Raw genomic sequence first — 15,177 nt, forward strand, 5'->3', positions numbered from 1 at the left:
ATGATTCTGCAGATGCGGAGCCACTTGTTGCTGGGCGGAGGTCGAGCGCTCTACGTCGGCCGCTTCCACGAGTTGCCCCGGCATCGGTTCGCCGCCAACGCCGTGCTCGTGGGATTGGATGATGCGTTCGAGCTCGTCGACGGCGACGGTCGTGTCGGGCAGCACGAGGCCACCTTCGTGCGGGGGTGGCAATGGCACGCGCTCGACTTCCAGGGTGGGCGCGCCGCGGTGCTGTTCCTGGAGCCCGGCGTGAAGCTGCGCCATCAGGTCGACGCGAGCGCGGTGCGCGCGGCCGTGGAGACCGCCCTCGGTGCGCGACACCCGCAGCCCTGGACGGAGCTCTTCCAGCAGGCGCTGCACCTGGGGCCTTGCCCGCGGGAGGTCGACGCGCGCATCGCGCGGGTCGCCGCGTGGCTTGCTGCTCCCACGCGGGAGTCGGCGCCCGCGGACGCGGTGGGGTTGGCGCGGCGGGTGGGGGCTTCGACCTCGCTCGTCGAGCACCGGTTCAGCGAGCAGGTCGGCGTGCCGATGGGGGCGTATCGCGCGTGGCACCGGATGCAGGCGGCCGCGGCGCTCGCGCTCCGGGGGAGGAGCCTCACCGAGGTCGCGCACGCCGCGGGCTTCTACGACTCGGCGCACTTCTCCCGGCTGTTCCGAGGGATGTTCGGCCTGCCGCCCTCGAAGGTCTTCACCGACGGCCTCACGGGGACCCTCTTCGAGACGCGCGTCAGCGGTGCGCCGTGAAGCGCCCTCGGGCCAGGAAGACGTGCTCGTCGTCGATGAGGACCCGGGTGCCCGCGTCCTTGCGCCACACGTCGATGAGCTCGCTCACCCGCTCGGGCGTGAGGGGCCAGACGTCGCCATGGGGTGGCTTCTCGATGAAGACCCATTCGTGGACGCGCCCCTCGTCGGGCTGGGGACCTCCCACGGCGTAGAGGTCGTCGCGGTCCGCCAGCGGCGCGACGAGGTTACTGCCGAGCAGCGCCGAGCCCTCGCGGTGCTGCTGGAGCAGGTCCACGCCCCGCGCCAGGCTCGCCAGTCGCTCCGGTGTCGCGGGGCAGTGACGCGGAGCCGTCATCGGGGAGGTGAGGGTGCTCGTGAGCTTCCGGAGGTTCGGCTCGTTGCTGGCGAGGAGGATGACGCCCGTGGAGGCGAGGACCCACGCGGGCGGCCTCCGGGCACGGAGGACGGGCAGGAAGCCCATGAGCGCCGCGGCCACGAGCGACACGCCGTAGTGGAACCGCCAGGACATGGCGAGGAAGCGGATGCCCAGCATCGGCAGGAGCACCAGCAGCCAGGCCCAGTCCGGCCTCACGCGCTCGCGCCATGCCCAGAGTCCCAGCGGGACGAACAGCAGCACCAGGGTGCCCATGCGTGACAGGTGGGGCGGCGCCAGCCGGAGCGAGAGGTAGTGCGGCCACCCTCCCTCCATTCCCTGGCTCAGCCGGAAGCCGTAGTCCACGGTGGGGCCCAGCAGCCAGGGGCGCAGCCCGTAGACGCCCGCGAGCCAGGCGAGTGACAGCGCGCCCACGCCCGCCGCGAGGCGGCGCTCGCCCCGCAGGAGCAGCGCGAGCGTCAACATGACGCCGCCGAACGCGAACTCCTCCTTGCAGGAGAAGAGGAGGACCAGCGAGGCGAGCAGCAGCCCCGGGCGTCGTAGATGGAAGGCCACGCCTGTCAGCACCCAGGGCAGCACGGACCACGTCGTGGGGTGGGCGGGGAACTTCAGGGCCTCCACCACGCTGGGGCTCAAGAGCAGGAGCGCTGTGAGCAGGACGATGGCGCGGCGGCTCAGCAGTCCCTTTGCCTGGAGCCAGAGCAGGGGCGCCACGGTGAGCAGCACGAAGAGGGCCTCGACGACCAGCGCCGCCCACATGGGCGGGAGGAGCCGCGCCAGCGGATGTGCCACCCAGAGGATGGGGTCGAAGTGGTCATTGAAGATGAACACCTGGCGCGCGCTGATCCACGGGTTGGGCTGGGCCAACGACAGACGCGCCACTGCCTGGGAATAGATGCCCAGGTCGAAGTTCGGGAAACAGGCCCGCGCGGCCTGAAGCCAGACGGGGGTGACGACGAGCAGCAGCCAGAGGAGGACCACGAGCGGCAGCGCGAGCGGTGCCAGTCGAGGTCGCGGGCGCTCGGGGCCCGAATCAGGTGTGGAGGCAACCATGGTGGAGCTGGCGCTTGCCAATAGCGCGTCATGACTGGCTCCGCCAGTGTTCACGCCCTGGGGCCCGCCTGGCCCGTGGGCAGGTCACCCACGGGCCGGAATGGAAGACAGCCGCTAACGCAACCGTCGCCGCAGGCTCAACGGCAGGAGCAGCACGAGGAGCAGCGGCCACAGACCCGGGCTGGCGCCGCAACCGCCGCTGTCCTTGTCGGGGGAGCCCGTGTCCGGGTTCGTGCCCGCGTCCGTCACGCCGCCGCCCGCGTCCGGAGTGCCTCCGCCCGCGTCCGGGGTTCCTCCGCCCGCGTCCGGCGTGCCCGCGTCCGGCGTGCCCGCGTCAGGCTGCTGCGTGACGGGCGCGCAGTCGCCGAGCGAGTGCTCCAGCGCCCCCAGCGTGGAGTTGCCGGACGTGGGCCGGGGCCGCTGGCAGAAATCCTCGGTGACGGAGGCGCTGGGGGCGGCGGCGCCCACCAACTGCGTCACCGGGCCCTTCAGCGTCAGGTCGCCCTGGACCGGCGCCACGTACCAGGACGTCCACGTGCCCGTGGCCACGTTCGTCAGGTTCGTCCCCGCGGTGAAGCGGCCGTTGTCGCGGTTTCGGATGACGGACGACAACACGTTGCCGTGGGCCTCGCCGGTGGAGGACGCGTAGCGGAAGTCCACGCCCGTCGTGGCGATGAAGGTGTTGAACAGCACCTGCGTGCGCGCGGCCCGGTTCAGGTAGACGGCGACATCCGAGCAGTTGGCGACGATGTTGTTCCGGATGATGCCATCCGAGTGCTCGGGGTCACACGGCACCGTCGCGTCGAAGGCCGGCGCACAGAACGCCGCGCCCGTGCCTCCGCCGCCGAAGGACAGGCCGATTCGCGTGTCCGAGGCCGGCCGGTCCCGGGCGCACAGGACGCGGTTTCGCTCGAAGAGCCCCCGCTTGCCGCCGCTCTTCATGAAAGCGCCGTAGGAGATGCCTCCCTGCTTGGAGAAGTCGTGCACCTCGTTGTCGCGCACCACCCAGTCGTCGCCCGTGTCGATGTTGAGCTTGTTGACGGGCGTCCCCGTCACGCGCGGGCGGGTGTCGTAGATGTCGTTGCGCTCGATGAGCCCCCGGTGGGGCATCTCGAAGACGCCGCTGGTGTTCTTCGTCGCGTTGGCCTTGAGCTGGGAGTTGAAGTCGCGCACGCGGCTGTTGCGCAGCACGAAGCCCTCCGCGTGGCCGGTGACGTGGAACGCGTGCTCGCAGTCCTGGTCGCGGGCGCAGATGCCCTCGATGGTGAGCCCGTCGAAGACCCAGGCGCGCCCCGACACCTTGAAGCCCTCGGTGGCGTTGAAGCGGATGAGCGCCGCGTGCCGGTTCGCCGCTCGCACGGTGATGGGCTGGGCATCCGTGCCCTCCGCCGCGCAGTTGAGGTTCGCATTCACCGTGTAGGTGCCATCCGCGAGCACGATGTCGTCCCCCGCCTTCGCGGAGGACAGCGCGGCTTGCAGCTCCGCCACGGTGGTCACGTTCTTCGTGGCGGCGACGCCCGACAGCGGCAGGAGGAGGACGACGAGGGGGACGGTTCTCATCCAGGGGACTCCAAGCGAGGGGGGCTCGGAGTCTACCCCGTCACGGGGTGGGTGGCGTCGCGCGCGAACATCCGCGCGAGCCACGAGTCCCGCGCCGCGATGCACGCCCGCGCCAGCGCCGACTGGGGGGCGATGTCGTAGAAGCCGTGGAACGCGCCACCCCAGACGTGCAGCTCGCACTCGCCCCCCGCCGCCAGGATCCGGTTCGCGTAGGTGACGGCTTCATCCCGGAACGTCTCCGCGCCTCCCACGTCGATGAAGGTGGGCGGCAGCCGGCTCAGGTCGGAGGCCCGCGCGGGCGCGGAGTAGGGGGACACCTCCGGACCGCCGAGCCGGTCTCCCAGCACGGCGCGCCACGCGGTCAGGTTGCTGGTCCGGTCCCAGACGCCGACGCCGTCGTACCGATGCGCGGAGGTCGTCTCGTTGCGGTCGTCCAGCATGGGACATTGCAGCAGCTGGCCGAGCAGCCGAGGCCCCTGCCTGTCCCGGGCGAGCAGCGTGGTCCCTGCCGCGAGCCCGCCCCCGCCGCTGCCGCCGAAGATGACGAGCTGGTGGGGATTGAAGCGCAGCGACTTCGCGTTCGCGGCCATCCATTCCAGGCCCGCGTAGCAGTCCTCCACCAGCGTGGGCGCGGGGTGCTCGGGTGCCCGCCGGTACTCGACGCTCACGCAGACGGCGTCATGGCGCAGCGCCCAGTCCACCAGCGGCCGGGCTCCGGCGAAGCGGGTCCCCATCACCATGCCACCACCATGGATGTGGTAGACGGCGGGCCCGGCCACCGAGTGCCCCTTGCGGGAGATGACGGAGACGACGATGTCGTCGCCTCGATATCCCGGGATGGTGTGGTCGACGCAGTCGACCTGCGCGTCCCCGATGAGCGCCTCCCGCGTCACGTCGCTCAGTCGGCGGAAGTGCTCGAGCTGCTCCAGCGTCATCTTCAAGGGGACGTACCCCTCGAGCGGGGCGAGGAGCGGGGCGAGCTGCGGGTCGAAATCAGGATGAGTCATGCGTGCTGCATACTCCGGACCGGTGCGCGCGTGGAAAGCCCGTAGCACCGTCACCCGTTCGAAGTGGGGCTTGCTCCACACTGCCTCGGCCTGGTGTTCCGGCTCACCCGCATCCCGGGGGCAATGGCAGACGTCACCTCCAGTCTCGCGTCGCCCCCAACTGGATGCACCCGACACGGCGCGGAAGAGGGCTTGTCCGTGCCGAATGGCAATCACAGCCTCTGTGCAGGGCGCACTGACGCGAACTCGCGTCCGCGAGGCGCCGAACACGCGAAAGACCGCGGAAAGGACTTCCTCCATGCATCAGCTCCCCCTCGAAGAGGCGGGGTTCCACGCCGGCCATGTCCACGAATGGCGACTGCGCCCCGCCGCGAACACGCTCGCCTCGCTCTCGGCCGGTGACCGGCCCGCCTCCTACAACCAGGAGAAGCACTTCGCGGCCGCGGTGTCGGCCCGGCAGGAGCACGTCTCGGAGGACTACTGGATTGGCCTGTCGTTCCGCATCCCCGGCCCGCTCGACCTGGCCGCGCTGGAGGCGGCGCTGCTGCACTTCGTGAAGCGGCACGAGGTGCTGCGCTGCGGGTTCGAGCAGCTCATCGCCGGGGACCTGCGCTGCGACGTCATGACGCCCGCGCAGGTCCGGCTGGAGCACACCGACGTGGGGCACCTCGCGTCGGGCGAGGCGGTGACGGCCCACATCCAGGCCACGTTCAACCGGGACATCGACACGCTGTCGTGGCCGCTGTTCGTGATGGGCGTGGTGGTGGAGCCGTCGCAGGCCACCGTCTACATGGGGTTCGACCACATCCTGTGTGATGGCCTCTCCCTGGTCTTCGCGGTGGAGGACGTGCAGCGCGACTACGCCGCCCTGGCCGCGGGCCTGACGCCGGTCCCCGAGGTGGCGGGGAGCTACCTCGACTTCGGGGACGTGCAGCGCCACCGCTATTCGAAGCTGACCGCGGACAGCCCCGAGCTGGACTACTGGCGTGCCTTCATCGCGGACGCGGGGGACCTGTTCCCCCACATCCCGCTCGACCTGGGCCTCGAGTCAGGCCGCATGTACCCGGCCCGCAACAGCACCGTGCGATTGCTCGACGACGCGGGGGCGCAGGCGTTCGAGCGCCTCTGCCAGGAGCGCGGCGTGAAGCTGTTCATCGGCATGCTGGCCGTCGTGGGCATGGCCCTGCGGGACATCTCGGGCGCCCAGGTGTACCGGGGGTTCATGCCCATTGGTGAGCGCAAGGACCCCCGCTGGCGCAAGTCCTTCGGTTGGTTCGTCAACACCCTGGCCATCCGCTTCCCCATCGCCGACGGGATGACGTTCCCGGAGGTCGTCGAGGGGGTCCAGACAAGCTTCAAGGAGCTGCTGCGCAACGTCGACGTGCCCTTCGTGAAGGTCTGGGAGCTGCTCGCGCCGCAGTACTTCCACCTGCGGACGTGGCCGTTCCCGGTCAACTTCTTCTCCTTCCTCGACTACCGGAAGCTGCCCGGCGCGGACATGCTCGACGTCTGGCGGCCGAAGACGATGCCCGAGTCCTCGCACTCCAACACGGGCAACATGTGGTTCCTCCGCAACGCGGAGGGGCTCTTCCTCCACTCCATCATCTGCGATGTGCCCAAGAGCGTGGACGCGTTCGACCGCTACCGCGCCGCCATCAGCTCCACGCTCGAGGACCTCCTCCGCGGCTCCGTCCGCGGTGGTGTCACGCCCCGGGAAGGCGGTCAGCCCTCCGCCTCGCTCTGACGGCGAGCGGGCGCGCTCACCGGGTGGCGGCGGCGTCGGGCAGCGTGGCCGGGCTGCCGCCCCGCATCGAGCGCGCCGCGACCACGGCCAGCGCCAGGAAGATGAGGATGAGCGCCCGAGGGAATGCCTGGGTGCCGAACACGTCCTGCAGCACGCCGATGGCCGAGGAGCCGGCGACACCCCCGACCCCGCCCGCCATCGTCATGGCGGCGCTGCAGCTGAGCAGCTGCGCCCCGCTGAAGCGGTCGCCGATGGACGCCAGCGCCACCGTCGTCGTGCCGTAGGCGCACGCGCCCCAGACGAACAGGAACAGGAACAGCAGGGGCGTCGCGACGCCGATGACCCACGGCAGCGCGGCGCCGCCCAGCACGGTGAGCAACGCGCAGCCCATCATCACCGGGCGTCGGCCCCAGCGGTCGGACGCCCAGCCGATGGGCGGCTGCAGCACCACGTTGCCGACGTTCAGCACGCTCAGCCCGATGCCCATCACCGCGGTGCTCGTGCCATGCGCTGCCCCGAACCGGGGCAGGAACGCGAGGGACGCGTGGTCGAACGCGCCGAACGACGCGGCCGCCAGCAGCGCCGCCGGAATCAAGCCGAGCGCCCCGAGCACCGGCGCGCGCGCCGTGCCGTGGAAGTCCGGCAGCCGCTGGCGGACGAGCAACACCCCCAGCGCGCACGCGATGAACGCGGCGCCGAGCAGCGCGAAGCAGTGGGGCGAGCGGAAGTCCACCAGCGCCACCACCAGCGGCCCACACGCGAAGCCCGCGGACAGGAACGACGTGTAGATGCCGAACACCCGGCCCCGGCGCCCCGAGGGCGTGAGCTGCGCGAGCCAGGCCTTGTTGACGATGTAGAAGCCGCCCACCGCCAGGCCCCACAGCAGGCGCGCGACAATCCACAGCAGCGGCTGGGGCACGAGCGCCATCGCCACCATCGCCGTCAGGCCGAGCAGGCAGCTGGCGACGCCGATGCGCACCGCGCCGAACCGCTCGGCCGCCCACGGAATCACGAACGACGAGGCAATCAGCCCCAGCGGGCTGCACGCCGCGGAGATGCCAATCACGCTGTCGGCCACGCCCTGGCGGGCCAGCAGCACGCCGAGCAACACGGGCGTGCCCCCCACCGCGACGGCGAACATGCCGACCAGGAACGAAATCGTGAAGATGCTCCGCCACGCGGCGGCGTCCGGGAGGGGTGGACTCATGACGCCGGGTGGCGCGCGACCAGGACCGGCAGCATCGCGCCGCCCTTGTAGAGGCTCATGATGGGACTCTGGTTGGCCCGCGACAGGAAGCCCACCGCCTTGCCGCCGAAGATGAACATGTTGAGGTCCGCGATGCGCTGGGTGATTTCGCCCGTCGTCGGGTCCGGACAGTGGACGACGTGGCCCTGGATGTACTCCTGGGCCACGTACGAGGCGTCGGACGCCGCGGTCTCGACGGCGCGCCGCCAGTCCTCCTCCCGCGCCTTGTTCCCAATCACGATGCCGTCGCCCCACGTGGCGTTGGTCGGCTTGAGCAGGAAGCGGGACCTGTTGCGCTGGAGGTAGTCGCACAGGTCCACCGCGTCGCCCTCCATGGAGATGGAGCGCCCGGGCGCCACCACGCGCGTCCACGGCACGTGGCGCTGGAACAGCTGGCGGTCCGCCGGTGAGAAGTGGTCGCAGAACCGCGGGTCGCTCAGGAGCGCCAGGATGGACTTGTCCGCGTAGAGCCACTGGCAGGCCAGCGGGTTCACGCTGACCACGTCTCCGTCCGCCACCGCGCGCAGGTAGGGGGCGGCGTCGGGGCACCGGACCAGGTCGCGCAGGTCCCACTTGTTGTAGACGAGGTCGATGCGCGTCCCCCGGTGCGTCACGTGGCCCGCGCCCGGCGCCAGCTCCCGCAGGTCGATGAACTCGCAGTGGATGCCGCGCTCGTCGAAGCCCTGGATGATGAGGTCGGTCTCGCTGGTGAAGCGGCCGTTGTAGTTGACGATGCGGACCTCGCTCGGCTCACGTCCCTTGTCCGCGCGATAGGTGTCCAGCATCTCCGAGATGAACAGGTTGCGCGTCTCCACGATGGGCTGGGGGACCCACTCCACGTCGCGCCCCCACGCGGCCAGGATGGGGTTGGGCCGCGAGCGCCACAGCCGCGTCGCCATGCCGGACGCGAACAGGTTCGCGGGACAGTCGGTGTTGGTCTCCAGGATGAGGTAGCGGCCGTCCGGCGCCACCAGGCCGTCGAAGCGGCAGATGCGCGTGAGCGGCCGGAACCCGGGCGCCGCGAGCAGGTAGTCACGCACCGGCTCATAGCCGCGATAGAGCCCGCGGACCTCGTCGTCGTGGCGGTACAGCTCCAGCACGTCGTCGAACACCCGGATGAAGCGCTCGCCGGCGAGCTTCAGCTCCGCGGCCCAGTCCGCGTCGATGAGGGTCGGCCGCAGGCACACCGGATAGGCGTGGTTGGCGTCGAACTGGAGCCGGTGGTCGAGCGCCGTCGCGCGCAGGTCGCGCTGTGCCGCCGCGATGTGCTCACGCTCGTCGGCCGAGGCCCGGGCCAGCAGCGCGTCGAGCTCCGCGTCGTAGGGACACAGCGCCAGACCGCCGCCATCTTTCTGAAAGGGAGAAGCCACCTTGGACATCGTCGACCCCAGGGTTCAAGTCAGGATGCGGATTCCCGACGGCGTGCGAATCGTCGCGGTATAGCGGAGCGCCTCGCCGTGCTTCACGGCGGGCGCGCCAGGGATGTCGAGTGCCTCGTACAGCCGGGCGATGCCGGCCGGGTCCGGGTGCTCGAGCGTGAAGGCCAGAAGCTCACAGCCCCGCTCGGTCTGGGGCGCGAGCGTCGGGCGTGCCCCCTTGCGGTCGATGAGCGAGGGCACGACGCCCCCCATCGGCAGCGAGCCGTCCACGGGCACGGCGAAGAAGTAGCTGGACGCGCCGGCGTGGAACTCGCGCGGCTCACCGAAGACGCCCGGGTGCCGGGCCAGGTCCCGGGCGAAGTGGTCGGTGCTCGCCACCCAGCCCCGCAGGCGCCTGCCGCCGTCCCACGCCCGCCGCACCGCCGCGCGGTCGTCCAGCCCGAACCACCGGGGGTGCGCGGGGGGCGGCGCCTCCTCGTCGATGGCAATCACCTCCAGATAGGCGGCCTCACCCAGCCGGAGCAGGTGATTGTGCGTGCCCATGTGGATGTGCTTGCGGCCGAAGGGGATGTCGAGGCCCAGGCACTCCCGGAGGTGTGAGATGCCTTCGACGAGCGAGGGTGCGATGACGGAGAGGTGGTCGAGTCGAGGCATGGTGTCGCGGGGTCAGCCCTGGACCAGCATCGGGTCGGTCGACTGGACGATGGCGGTCGAGAAGCGGTTGTAGCCGAACAGTCGCACGAGGATGCGCCGGTTGTCCTTGATGCTGTCGCGGCAGTGCAGGGCCTTGGTGTTGTTGATGAGGATGGCCTTGCTGGAGTCCAGCGTCACCTGGAGCCGCTCGGCGTTCGCGATGCCGGCCTGCAGCGCGGCGAGGGCCCTGTGCGCGGTCTCCGGCGCCCCGGCGCACGCGGAGAAGCGATAGGCGCTGAACCGGAACGCGTAGTCGCCGTGTGGGTTGTAGTCCACGATGGAGACGTCGCGGCCGTCCTCGTCACCGGGGACGTAGGAGTCGGGCCGGGTGAATTGATAGTGCTTGCGGGTCAACGCGTCGACCACCGGCTCTCCCAGGGCCTCCAGCACCGGCGTCACCGGGATGACCTGGGTCGGCTCCTGGAGCGGATTCCACCGCGCCGTCAGAATCAGCGTCGAGGGCGCCGGGGAGCGCCGCTGCGTCGCGTGGAACGAGCAGTAATACGGCGGCTCGGTGTGGGCGCCGAGCGCGAGCCCGGAGTGGGAGGAGAGCTCCACGTCCTCGGGCGCGGGCTCCTCTGGAATCTTGTGCTGGCCGCCCCCCTTGAAGTTGCCGACGATGCGGACCATTTCATTGTAATCCAAATCGTACGCGAAGGCGCGATTGTCACAGAGGTTCAACAGGAGCTGGCTGCGTGACGCGAGCACCTGGCAATCGAAGTCGACCTTCAAGGACTCGAGCGACGGCCTCGTCTCGGGGACGCCCTCGCCCACCTCTCGCATGCCCTCGACCACCAGCAGGGTGGTGCGATTGCTGGCATAGCCATCCACCACGGCGCGCTGCCCGGGGTCCAGCAGCTCTCGCAGCGCGCTCGCGCTGGCCTCGGCGCGCTCACGGACCCCCGCGGCTTGTGGTCCCCCTGCCCGAGCCAACCGCACGGCCTGTTGATGCAGGTATTCCGCCTGCGAAGGCAGCCATTTCAGCACCGCCACTTCGGTGTGAGGACTTGCGGATTTTCCGTCTGACCTCGCGACACGAGTCATCTCGGCCCCCGACTCAGCTTCGAGCTGGGGCGCGCAGATACTACCGGTATGTCTAGTAGTCCATATTAATCTTGAATTGATAGGGATGGGGTGCGGAGACCACCCCAGTCTCCTGGAAGCTGAAAGGAGTTGGTGGGCGCTTCAGGGCAGACACGCAACAGTCCGAGCGAAGAGTTCCACTGCACCAACCTCCTGGCGAGGCACGGAGGCGGGGGCCTCAGCCCGGGTCCTCCTCCTCGTAGCAGACGCCGATTTCGCGCAGCTCGACGGTGGACCACTCGGCCGCGGGACACTGGCTGGCGATGGCGAGCGCTTCTTCCCGGCTCGCGCAGTCGAAGAGGACGTAGCCTCCGACAACCTCCTTGGATTCGGCGAAGGGGCCATCACGCAGGGTGCGCTGGTGGTCCCGGACCTCGATCCGGACCCCCTCCGAGACGGACCGGAGGGAGTCGCTGCCCTTCCAGAGCCCGCGCGCCTGGAGGTCCTGGACGAAGCCCACCATCCGCTCCATCTCGCGGCGGCCTTCTTCCGGCGTCCGGCTCCGCTTGCGCTTGCTCTCCTCCATGACCAACAGCATGTACGTCATCACCGACTCCGTGCGTGGGGGGGGCGCCCAGCGTCCTCCATCCGCCGCCCGGGCTGAAGCGTTTCCTGGCGCTGGACGCGGGCGCGGCCCGAGGGCCAGGCTCGTGGGATGCCCCTCGAGAACCTCATGCGCATCCACGACCCGGAGTCCCTCGCGAGAGGAGAGCGGGCCTTCAGCCCCGAGTTCGCGGCGATGAGCCAGCGGGTGCTGCACGTCACCGGGCTGACGTCACGCCTCAACGTCCTACCGTTCGACGACGAGGCGGGCAAGGCGGCGCTGCTCGAGCAGATTCTCGGGCGGCCGCTGCCCAAGCGGGTCACCGTCTATCCGCCGTTCTACACGGACCATGGGCTGCGGCTGGAGCTGGCCGAGCGGGTGTTCATCAACCAGGGTTGCACGTTCCTCGACCATGCCGGCATCCGGCTGGGCGAAGGGGTGATGGTCGGCCCGAAGGTCACCTTCATCACGATGAGCCACCCGGTGGACCCGGGGGACCGGCGGCTGTACCTCACGGGCGCGCCCATCGAGGTGGCCCAGAACGCGTGGATTGGCGCGGGGGCGACGATTCTTCCCGGGGTCCGGATTGGTCGCGACGCGGTGGTCGCGGCCGGAGCCATCGTCTGCGACGACGTGCCGGACGCGAGCCTGGTGACGGGCCCGAAGGCGACCGTCCACCGACGGTGGTGAGCCACACCGGGGCCACTCGACCCGCGCGGCCTGCCACGACGCAAGGGCTGGCCGGCGGGCCGCGACTCACTCGAAGGTGATGATGAGCTGCTCCCACGCGCCCACGGCGGTGCGGTTGGCGTTCACCGTGCCGCTGCCACCGCCCTCGGCCACCACGTCGTTCTTTGCCGTTCGAGGCGCGCTGGCCGATGGCCTGCCCGCCCCAGGGGCTCGATGGTCGGCAGCCCGTTGCTCGAGAACGCCGTGCGCGAGTCGCGCATGATGGAGCCGTAGTCGTACCCGAGGAGCCCCCCGTGCCGTCGATACCTCCCCGGGCCAATACCGAGTGCGATTCGCGTTGGAGAAGCCCGCACCCTCGGGAAGAAAAAGCGGCTCGCGCGTTGGTTTGTGTGGAAAGGCCAAAGTCATTTCTCCGGAGCCCGGCATCCATCCTGGCTGTGGGAATTCCAATCCAAGTCCCCATTGGAAGGAGCAACACCATGAAGCGAGCGTCCCTCGTTGTCTCGGCGGTGATGATGTCGGTCGGGTTTGCCAATCCGGCGCTGGCGGCGCCCATCACCGTGAATGGCTACGTCTGCGCGGCCACGTACACGCGTCAGCCCAATCTCACCTACGGCCAGGGCTATGTGGTCGTGCAGGTGTACACGGCGGCGAACTGCACGGGGAGCTTCGTCGGCAACTACTACTACCTGGGCGCGAGCGCCGCTTCGGCGGGCTACCAGTACAGTGAAGCGGAGCGCCTGGGGCTGTTCGAGCGCGCCACCCAGGCCGCCACCCAGGGCACGCGGGTCGCCCTCTACGTGGAGGGGGCTGGCGTCGGCATCCTCGACACGACCTACCGCGGCAACTGACGTCGGGCGGGACGCCGCGCGGGGTGTCCCGCGCGCGGTCAGCCCCGCTCGGTGAGGCGGTTGAGCAGGTCCAGGTCCCCGGCGCTCAGCGAAAGCGAGGCGCTCGCGAGGTTCTCCCGGAGGTGGGGGCGTGACGACGTGCCAGGGATGAGCAGCACGTTGGGGGCGCGGTGCAGCAGCCACGCCAGGGCGACCTGCATCGGCGTCGCGCCCAGGCGCGTGGCCACGTCGTTCAGCGTGCTCGACTGCAGCGGGGTGAAGCCGCCCAGCGGGAAGAACGGCACGTAGGCCGTCCCCGTGGCGGCGAGCTGGTCGATGAGCGCGTCGTCATGCCTGTGCGCCAGGTTGTAGTGGTTCTGCACGCAGACGATGTCGACGAGCTTGCGGCCCTCGGCGACCTGCGTCGGGGTGACGTTGCTCAGGCCGATGTGGCGGATGAGCCCGCGCTGCTGGAGCTCGGCGAGCGCGGTGAGGGGCGCCTCGATGGAGCCCTCCACCGGGCCCTCGGCGCTGAACATGGCCCGGAGGTTCACGACGTCCAGCACGTCGAGGCCGAGGTTGCGCAGGTTGTCGTGGACCGAGCGCTCGAGGTCCTCGGGAGAGGACGCGGGCTCCCAGGAGCCCTGGGGGCCACGCACCGCGCCCACCTTCGTGGCGATGACCAGCCCGTCGCGATAGGGGTGCAGCGCCTCTCGGATGAGCTGGTTCGTCACATGCGGGCCGTAGATGTCGCTGGTGTCCAGGTGGTCGACGCCCTGCTCGATGGCCTCGCGCAGCACGGCGAGGGCCGCCTTACGGTCCCTGGGTGGACCGAAGACACCGGGGCCGGCGAGCTGCATGGCGCCGTAACCCACGCGGCGGACGGTGTGGGTGCCGAGGCGATAGGTCTGGGGGATGGGAGACATGGTGGAGGTCCTTGGGATTCGAGGTTCTCCCTTTCTCTACGGAGGGCGCCGCTGCGCGACAATCGGTGGCAATGCGCACGGGCTGTGCGAAAATCCGCACAGTGATGGATGAGTTCTCGGACCTGACGGCCTTCAGGGCGGTGGCGCGTGAGGGCGGATTTCGCGGCGCGGCGCGGGTGACGGGCAGCAGCGCCTCGCGGCTGGGGGACGCCGTCCGCCGGCTGGAGGCCCGGCTGGGGGTCCGGCTGCTCCACCGGACGACGCGGAGCGTGACGCTGACGGACGCGGGGGCGCGGCTGCTCGAGCGGCTGGAGCCCGCGCTGGGGGAGGTCCGCTCGGCGTTGGACGTGGTCAACGACTTCCGCGGCCGACCGGCGGGGCGGCTGCGGCTCAATGTCCCCATCGCGGCGGCGCGGCTGGTGTTGCCCCGCATCGTGCCGCCGTTCCTGGCGAAGTACCCCGACATCCGCATGGAGGTCATCGCGGAGGAGCGCCTGGTCGACGTGGTGGCCGAGGGCTATGACGCGGGCATCCGCTACGAGGAGCGGCTCGCGCAGGACATGGTGGCGGTGCCCATCGGTCCGCGTGTCCAGCGCTTCGCGGCCGCCGCCTCGCCCGCGTATCTCGCGCGGCGTGGGCGCCCCAGGCATCCGAAAGAGCTCCTGAACCATGACTGCCTGGGGGGCCGGTTCACGAAGGGGCCGCTGCACGCGTGGGAGTTCGAGCGCGACGGGGTGACGCTCAACGTCGAGCCGAAGGGCCCGCTCATCGTCGGCCTCGGGACGACGACGGACCTGGCGGTGGCCGCCGCCGTGGCGGGGACCGGCATCATCTACGACTTCGAGGACTGGCTTCGTCCCTACCTGGACCGGGGAGAGCTGGTCCCCGTGCTCGAGTCCTGGTGGCCGAGCTTCTCCGGGCCGGTGCTCTATTATCCCGGCCGCCACCACCTCCCCACACCGCTGCGGGCGTTCATCGACTTCATCCGGTCGATGAAGACCTGAGCGTTCGCGGCGGGGCCAGGGCCCTCCCCGGGTCGAGGGCCTTCTCCTGACGGCCGTGACGGCCCCGGGCGTGAAGCCTCAACCGAGGATGGGGAGTCCACTCTCCCGCAAATCGTGCGCGAATGGCGTGTTTGACATTGATGTGACGCAGGCGGACGCAAAACCTGCGTTGAGAGTGTCTTTGTTCGGGTGCCTTTGCAGTGTGCATATTCTCAAAATCGGATTGTCCGGGAGTGCTCTCCACCCCCTGTCCGCGGGGCAGAAAATCATCTGGTATTGCGCGAGTTCCGGGCGTAGAGAG

14 protein-coding genes are annotated in these 15,177 nt (G+C 70.2%); 5 read left to right on the plus strand and 9 right to left on the minus strand.

What is annotated here, in order from left to right; translation table 11 throughout:
- The gene (locus K8640_RS30595) at nt 1-744 is read left to right on the plus strand and encodes an AraC family transcriptional regulator (protein WP_223750306.1); all 744 of its coding nucleotides are present in this window, start codon (nt 1-3) and stop codon (nt 742-744) included.
- Here K8640_RS30595 and K8640_RS30600 read toward each other — a convergent pair.
- The 3 genes from K8640_RS30600 to K8640_RS30610 form a co-directional block, all read right to left on the minus strand.
- On the minus strand, nt 728-2,170 hold the full coding sequence (locus tag K8640_RS30600) for a DUF2079 domain-containing protein (protein WP_223750307.1): 1,443 nt from the start codon (nt 2,168-2,170) through the stop codon (nt 728-730). The two genes, K8640_RS30595 and K8640_RS30600, sit on opposite strands and share 17 nt — an antisense overlap.
- A 114-nt stretch (nt 2,171-2,284) precedes the next feature.
- Entirely contained in the window at nt 2,285-3,730 is a 1,446-nt protein-coding gene (locus K8640_RS30605; protein ID WP_223750308.1) for a chondroitinase-B domain-containing protein, read from the minus strand.
- A 32-nt stretch (nt 3,731-3,762) separates the two neighbouring features.
- Nucleotides 3,763-4,737, minus strand: a complete 975-nt coding sequence (locus tag K8640_RS30610) for an alpha/beta hydrolase fold domain-containing protein (protein WP_223750309.1) — start codon at nt 4,735-4,737, stop codon at nt 3,763-3,765.
- A 298-nt stretch (nt 4,738-5,035) separates the two neighbouring features.
- Between K8640_RS30610 and K8640_RS30615 the strand changes: the two genes are divergently transcribed.
- Nucleotides 5,036-6,481 (plus strand): condensation domain-containing protein, encoded by a 1,446-nt coding sequence (locus tag K8640_RS30615; protein WP_223750310.1) that lies wholly within the window; start codon nt 5,036-5,038, stop codon nt 6,479-6,481.
- Nucleotides 6,482-6,497: 16 nt separating this feature from the next.
- Here K8640_RS30615 and K8640_RS30620 read toward each other — a convergent pair whose 3' ends face one another.
- The 5 genes from K8640_RS30620 to K8640_RS30640 form a co-directional block, all read right to left on the minus strand.
- Complete coding sequence (locus K8640_RS30620; protein WP_223750311.1) at nt 6,498-7,688, minus strand: MFS transporter; 1,191 nt, start codon at nt 7,686-7,688, stop codon at nt 6,498-6,500.
- Nucleotides 7,685-9,097 (minus strand): hypothetical protein, encoded by a 1,413-nt coding sequence (locus tag K8640_RS30625; RefSeq protein ID WP_223750312.1) that lies wholly within the window; start codon nt 9,095-9,097, stop codon nt 7,685-7,687. The genes K8640_RS30620 and K8640_RS30625 overlap by 4 nt, the downstream gene beginning before the upstream one ends.
- A gap of 24 nt (nt 9,098-9,121) precedes the next feature.
- Entirely contained in the window at nt 9,122-9,760 is a 639-nt protein-coding gene (locus K8640_RS30630; RefSeq protein ID WP_223750313.1) for a VOC family protein, read from the minus strand.
- A gap of 12 nt (nt 9,761-9,772) precedes the next feature.
- Nucleotides 9,773-10,786 carry a hypothetical protein gene (locus tag K8640_RS30635; RefSeq protein ID WP_223750314.1) on the minus strand — a complete coding sequence of 338 codons (1,014 nt, stop codon included), beginning with the start codon at nt 10,784-10,786 and terminating at the stop codon, nt 9,773-9,775.
- Nucleotides 10,787-11,060: 274 nt separating this feature from the next.
- Nucleotides 11,061-11,429 (minus strand): YciI family protein, encoded by a 369-nt coding sequence (locus tag K8640_RS30640; RefSeq protein WP_223750315.1) that lies wholly within the window; start codon nt 11,427-11,429, stop codon nt 11,061-11,063.
- 126 nt (nt 11,430-11,555) lie between these two features.
- On the opposite strand from K8640_RS30640, the gene K8640_RS42945 reads away from it, so the two are divergent.
- Entirely contained in the window at nt 11,556-12,116 is a 561-nt protein-coding gene (locus K8640_RS42945; RefSeq protein WP_305070693.1) for a sugar O-acetyltransferase, read from the plus strand.
- Nucleotides 12,117-12,595: 479 nt separating this feature from the next.
- Nucleotides 12,596-12,967, plus strand: coding sequence for a hypothetical protein (locus tag K8640_RS30650; protein ID WP_223750316.1), 372 nt, complete (start codon nt 12,596-12,598; stop codon nt 12,965-12,967).
- A 38-nt stretch (nt 12,968-13,005) separates the two neighbouring features.
- Here the strand turns inward: K8640_RS30650 and K8640_RS30655 are convergent, their stop codons facing one another.
- Nucleotides 13,006-13,872 (minus strand): aldo/keto reductase family oxidoreductase, encoded by an 867-nt coding sequence (locus K8640_RS30655; RefSeq protein ID WP_223750317.1) that lies wholly within the window; start codon nt 13,870-13,872, stop codon nt 13,006-13,008.
- 104 nt (nt 13,873-13,976) lie between these two features.
- Between K8640_RS30655 and K8640_RS30660 the strand changes: the two genes are divergently transcribed.
- A complete protein-coding gene (locus tag K8640_RS30660; RefSeq protein ID WP_223750318.1) occupies nt 13,977-14,876 on the plus strand; it encodes a LysR family transcriptional regulator in 900 nt (299 codons plus the stop codon).
- Nucleotides 14,877-15,177: the final 301 nt, after the last annotated feature.

It is taken from the genome of Myxococcus sp. XM-1-1-1 (genome assembly GCF_020037095.1).
Taxonomy (GTDB): Bacteria; Myxococcota; Myxococcia; order Myxococcales; family Myxococcaceae; genus Myxococcus; species Myxococcus fulvus.

Bases quoted from the DNA above. Each gene is read 5' to 3' on its own strand.
- K8640_RS30595 (WP_223750306.1), top strand. From the start codon at position 1: ATGATTCTGCAGATGCGGAGCCACTTGTTGCTGGGCGGAGGTCGAGCG.
- K8640_RS30600 (WP_223750307.1), bottom strand. From the start codon at position 2,170: ATGGTTGCCTCCACACCTGATTCGGGCCCCGAGCGCCCGCGACCTCGA.
- K8640_RS30605 (WP_223750308.1), bottom strand. From the start codon at position 3,730: ATGAGAACCGTCCCCCTCGTCGTCCTCCTCCTGCCGCTGTCGGGCGTC.
- K8640_RS30610 (WP_223750309.1), bottom strand. From the start codon at position 4,737: ATGACTCATCCTGATTTCGACCCGCAGCTCGCCCCGCTCCTCGCCCCG.
- K8640_RS30615 (WP_223750310.1), top strand. From the start codon at position 5,036: ATGCATCAGCTCCCCCTCGAAGAGGCGGGGTTCCACGCCGGCCATGTC.
- K8640_RS30620 (WP_223750311.1), bottom strand. From the start codon at position 7,688: ATGAGTCCACCCCTCCCGGACGCCGCCGCGTGGCGGAGCATCTTCACG.
- K8640_RS30630 (WP_223750313.1), bottom strand. From the start codon at position 9,760: ATGCCTCGACTCGACCACCTCTCCGTCATCGCACCCTCGCTCGTCGAA.
- K8640_RS30640 (WP_223750315.1), bottom strand. From the start codon at position 11,429: ATGACGTACATGCTGTTGGTCATGGAGGAGAGCAAGCGCAAGCGGAGC.
- K8640_RS42945 (WP_305070693.1), top strand. From the start codon at position 11,556: ATGCGCATCCACGACCCGGAGTCCCTCGCGAGAGGAGAGCGGGCCTTC.
- K8640_RS30650 (WP_223750316.1), top strand. From the start codon at position 12,596: ATGAAGCGAGCGTCCCTCGTTGTCTCGGCGGTGATGATGTCGGTCGGG.
- K8640_RS30655 (WP_223750317.1), bottom strand. From the start codon at position 13,872: ATGTCTCCCATCCCCCAGACCTATCGCCTCGGCACCCACACCGTCCGC.
- K8640_RS30660 (WP_223750318.1), top strand. From the start codon at position 13,977: ATGGATGAGTTCTCGGACCTGACGGCCTTCAGGGCGGTGGCGCGTGAG.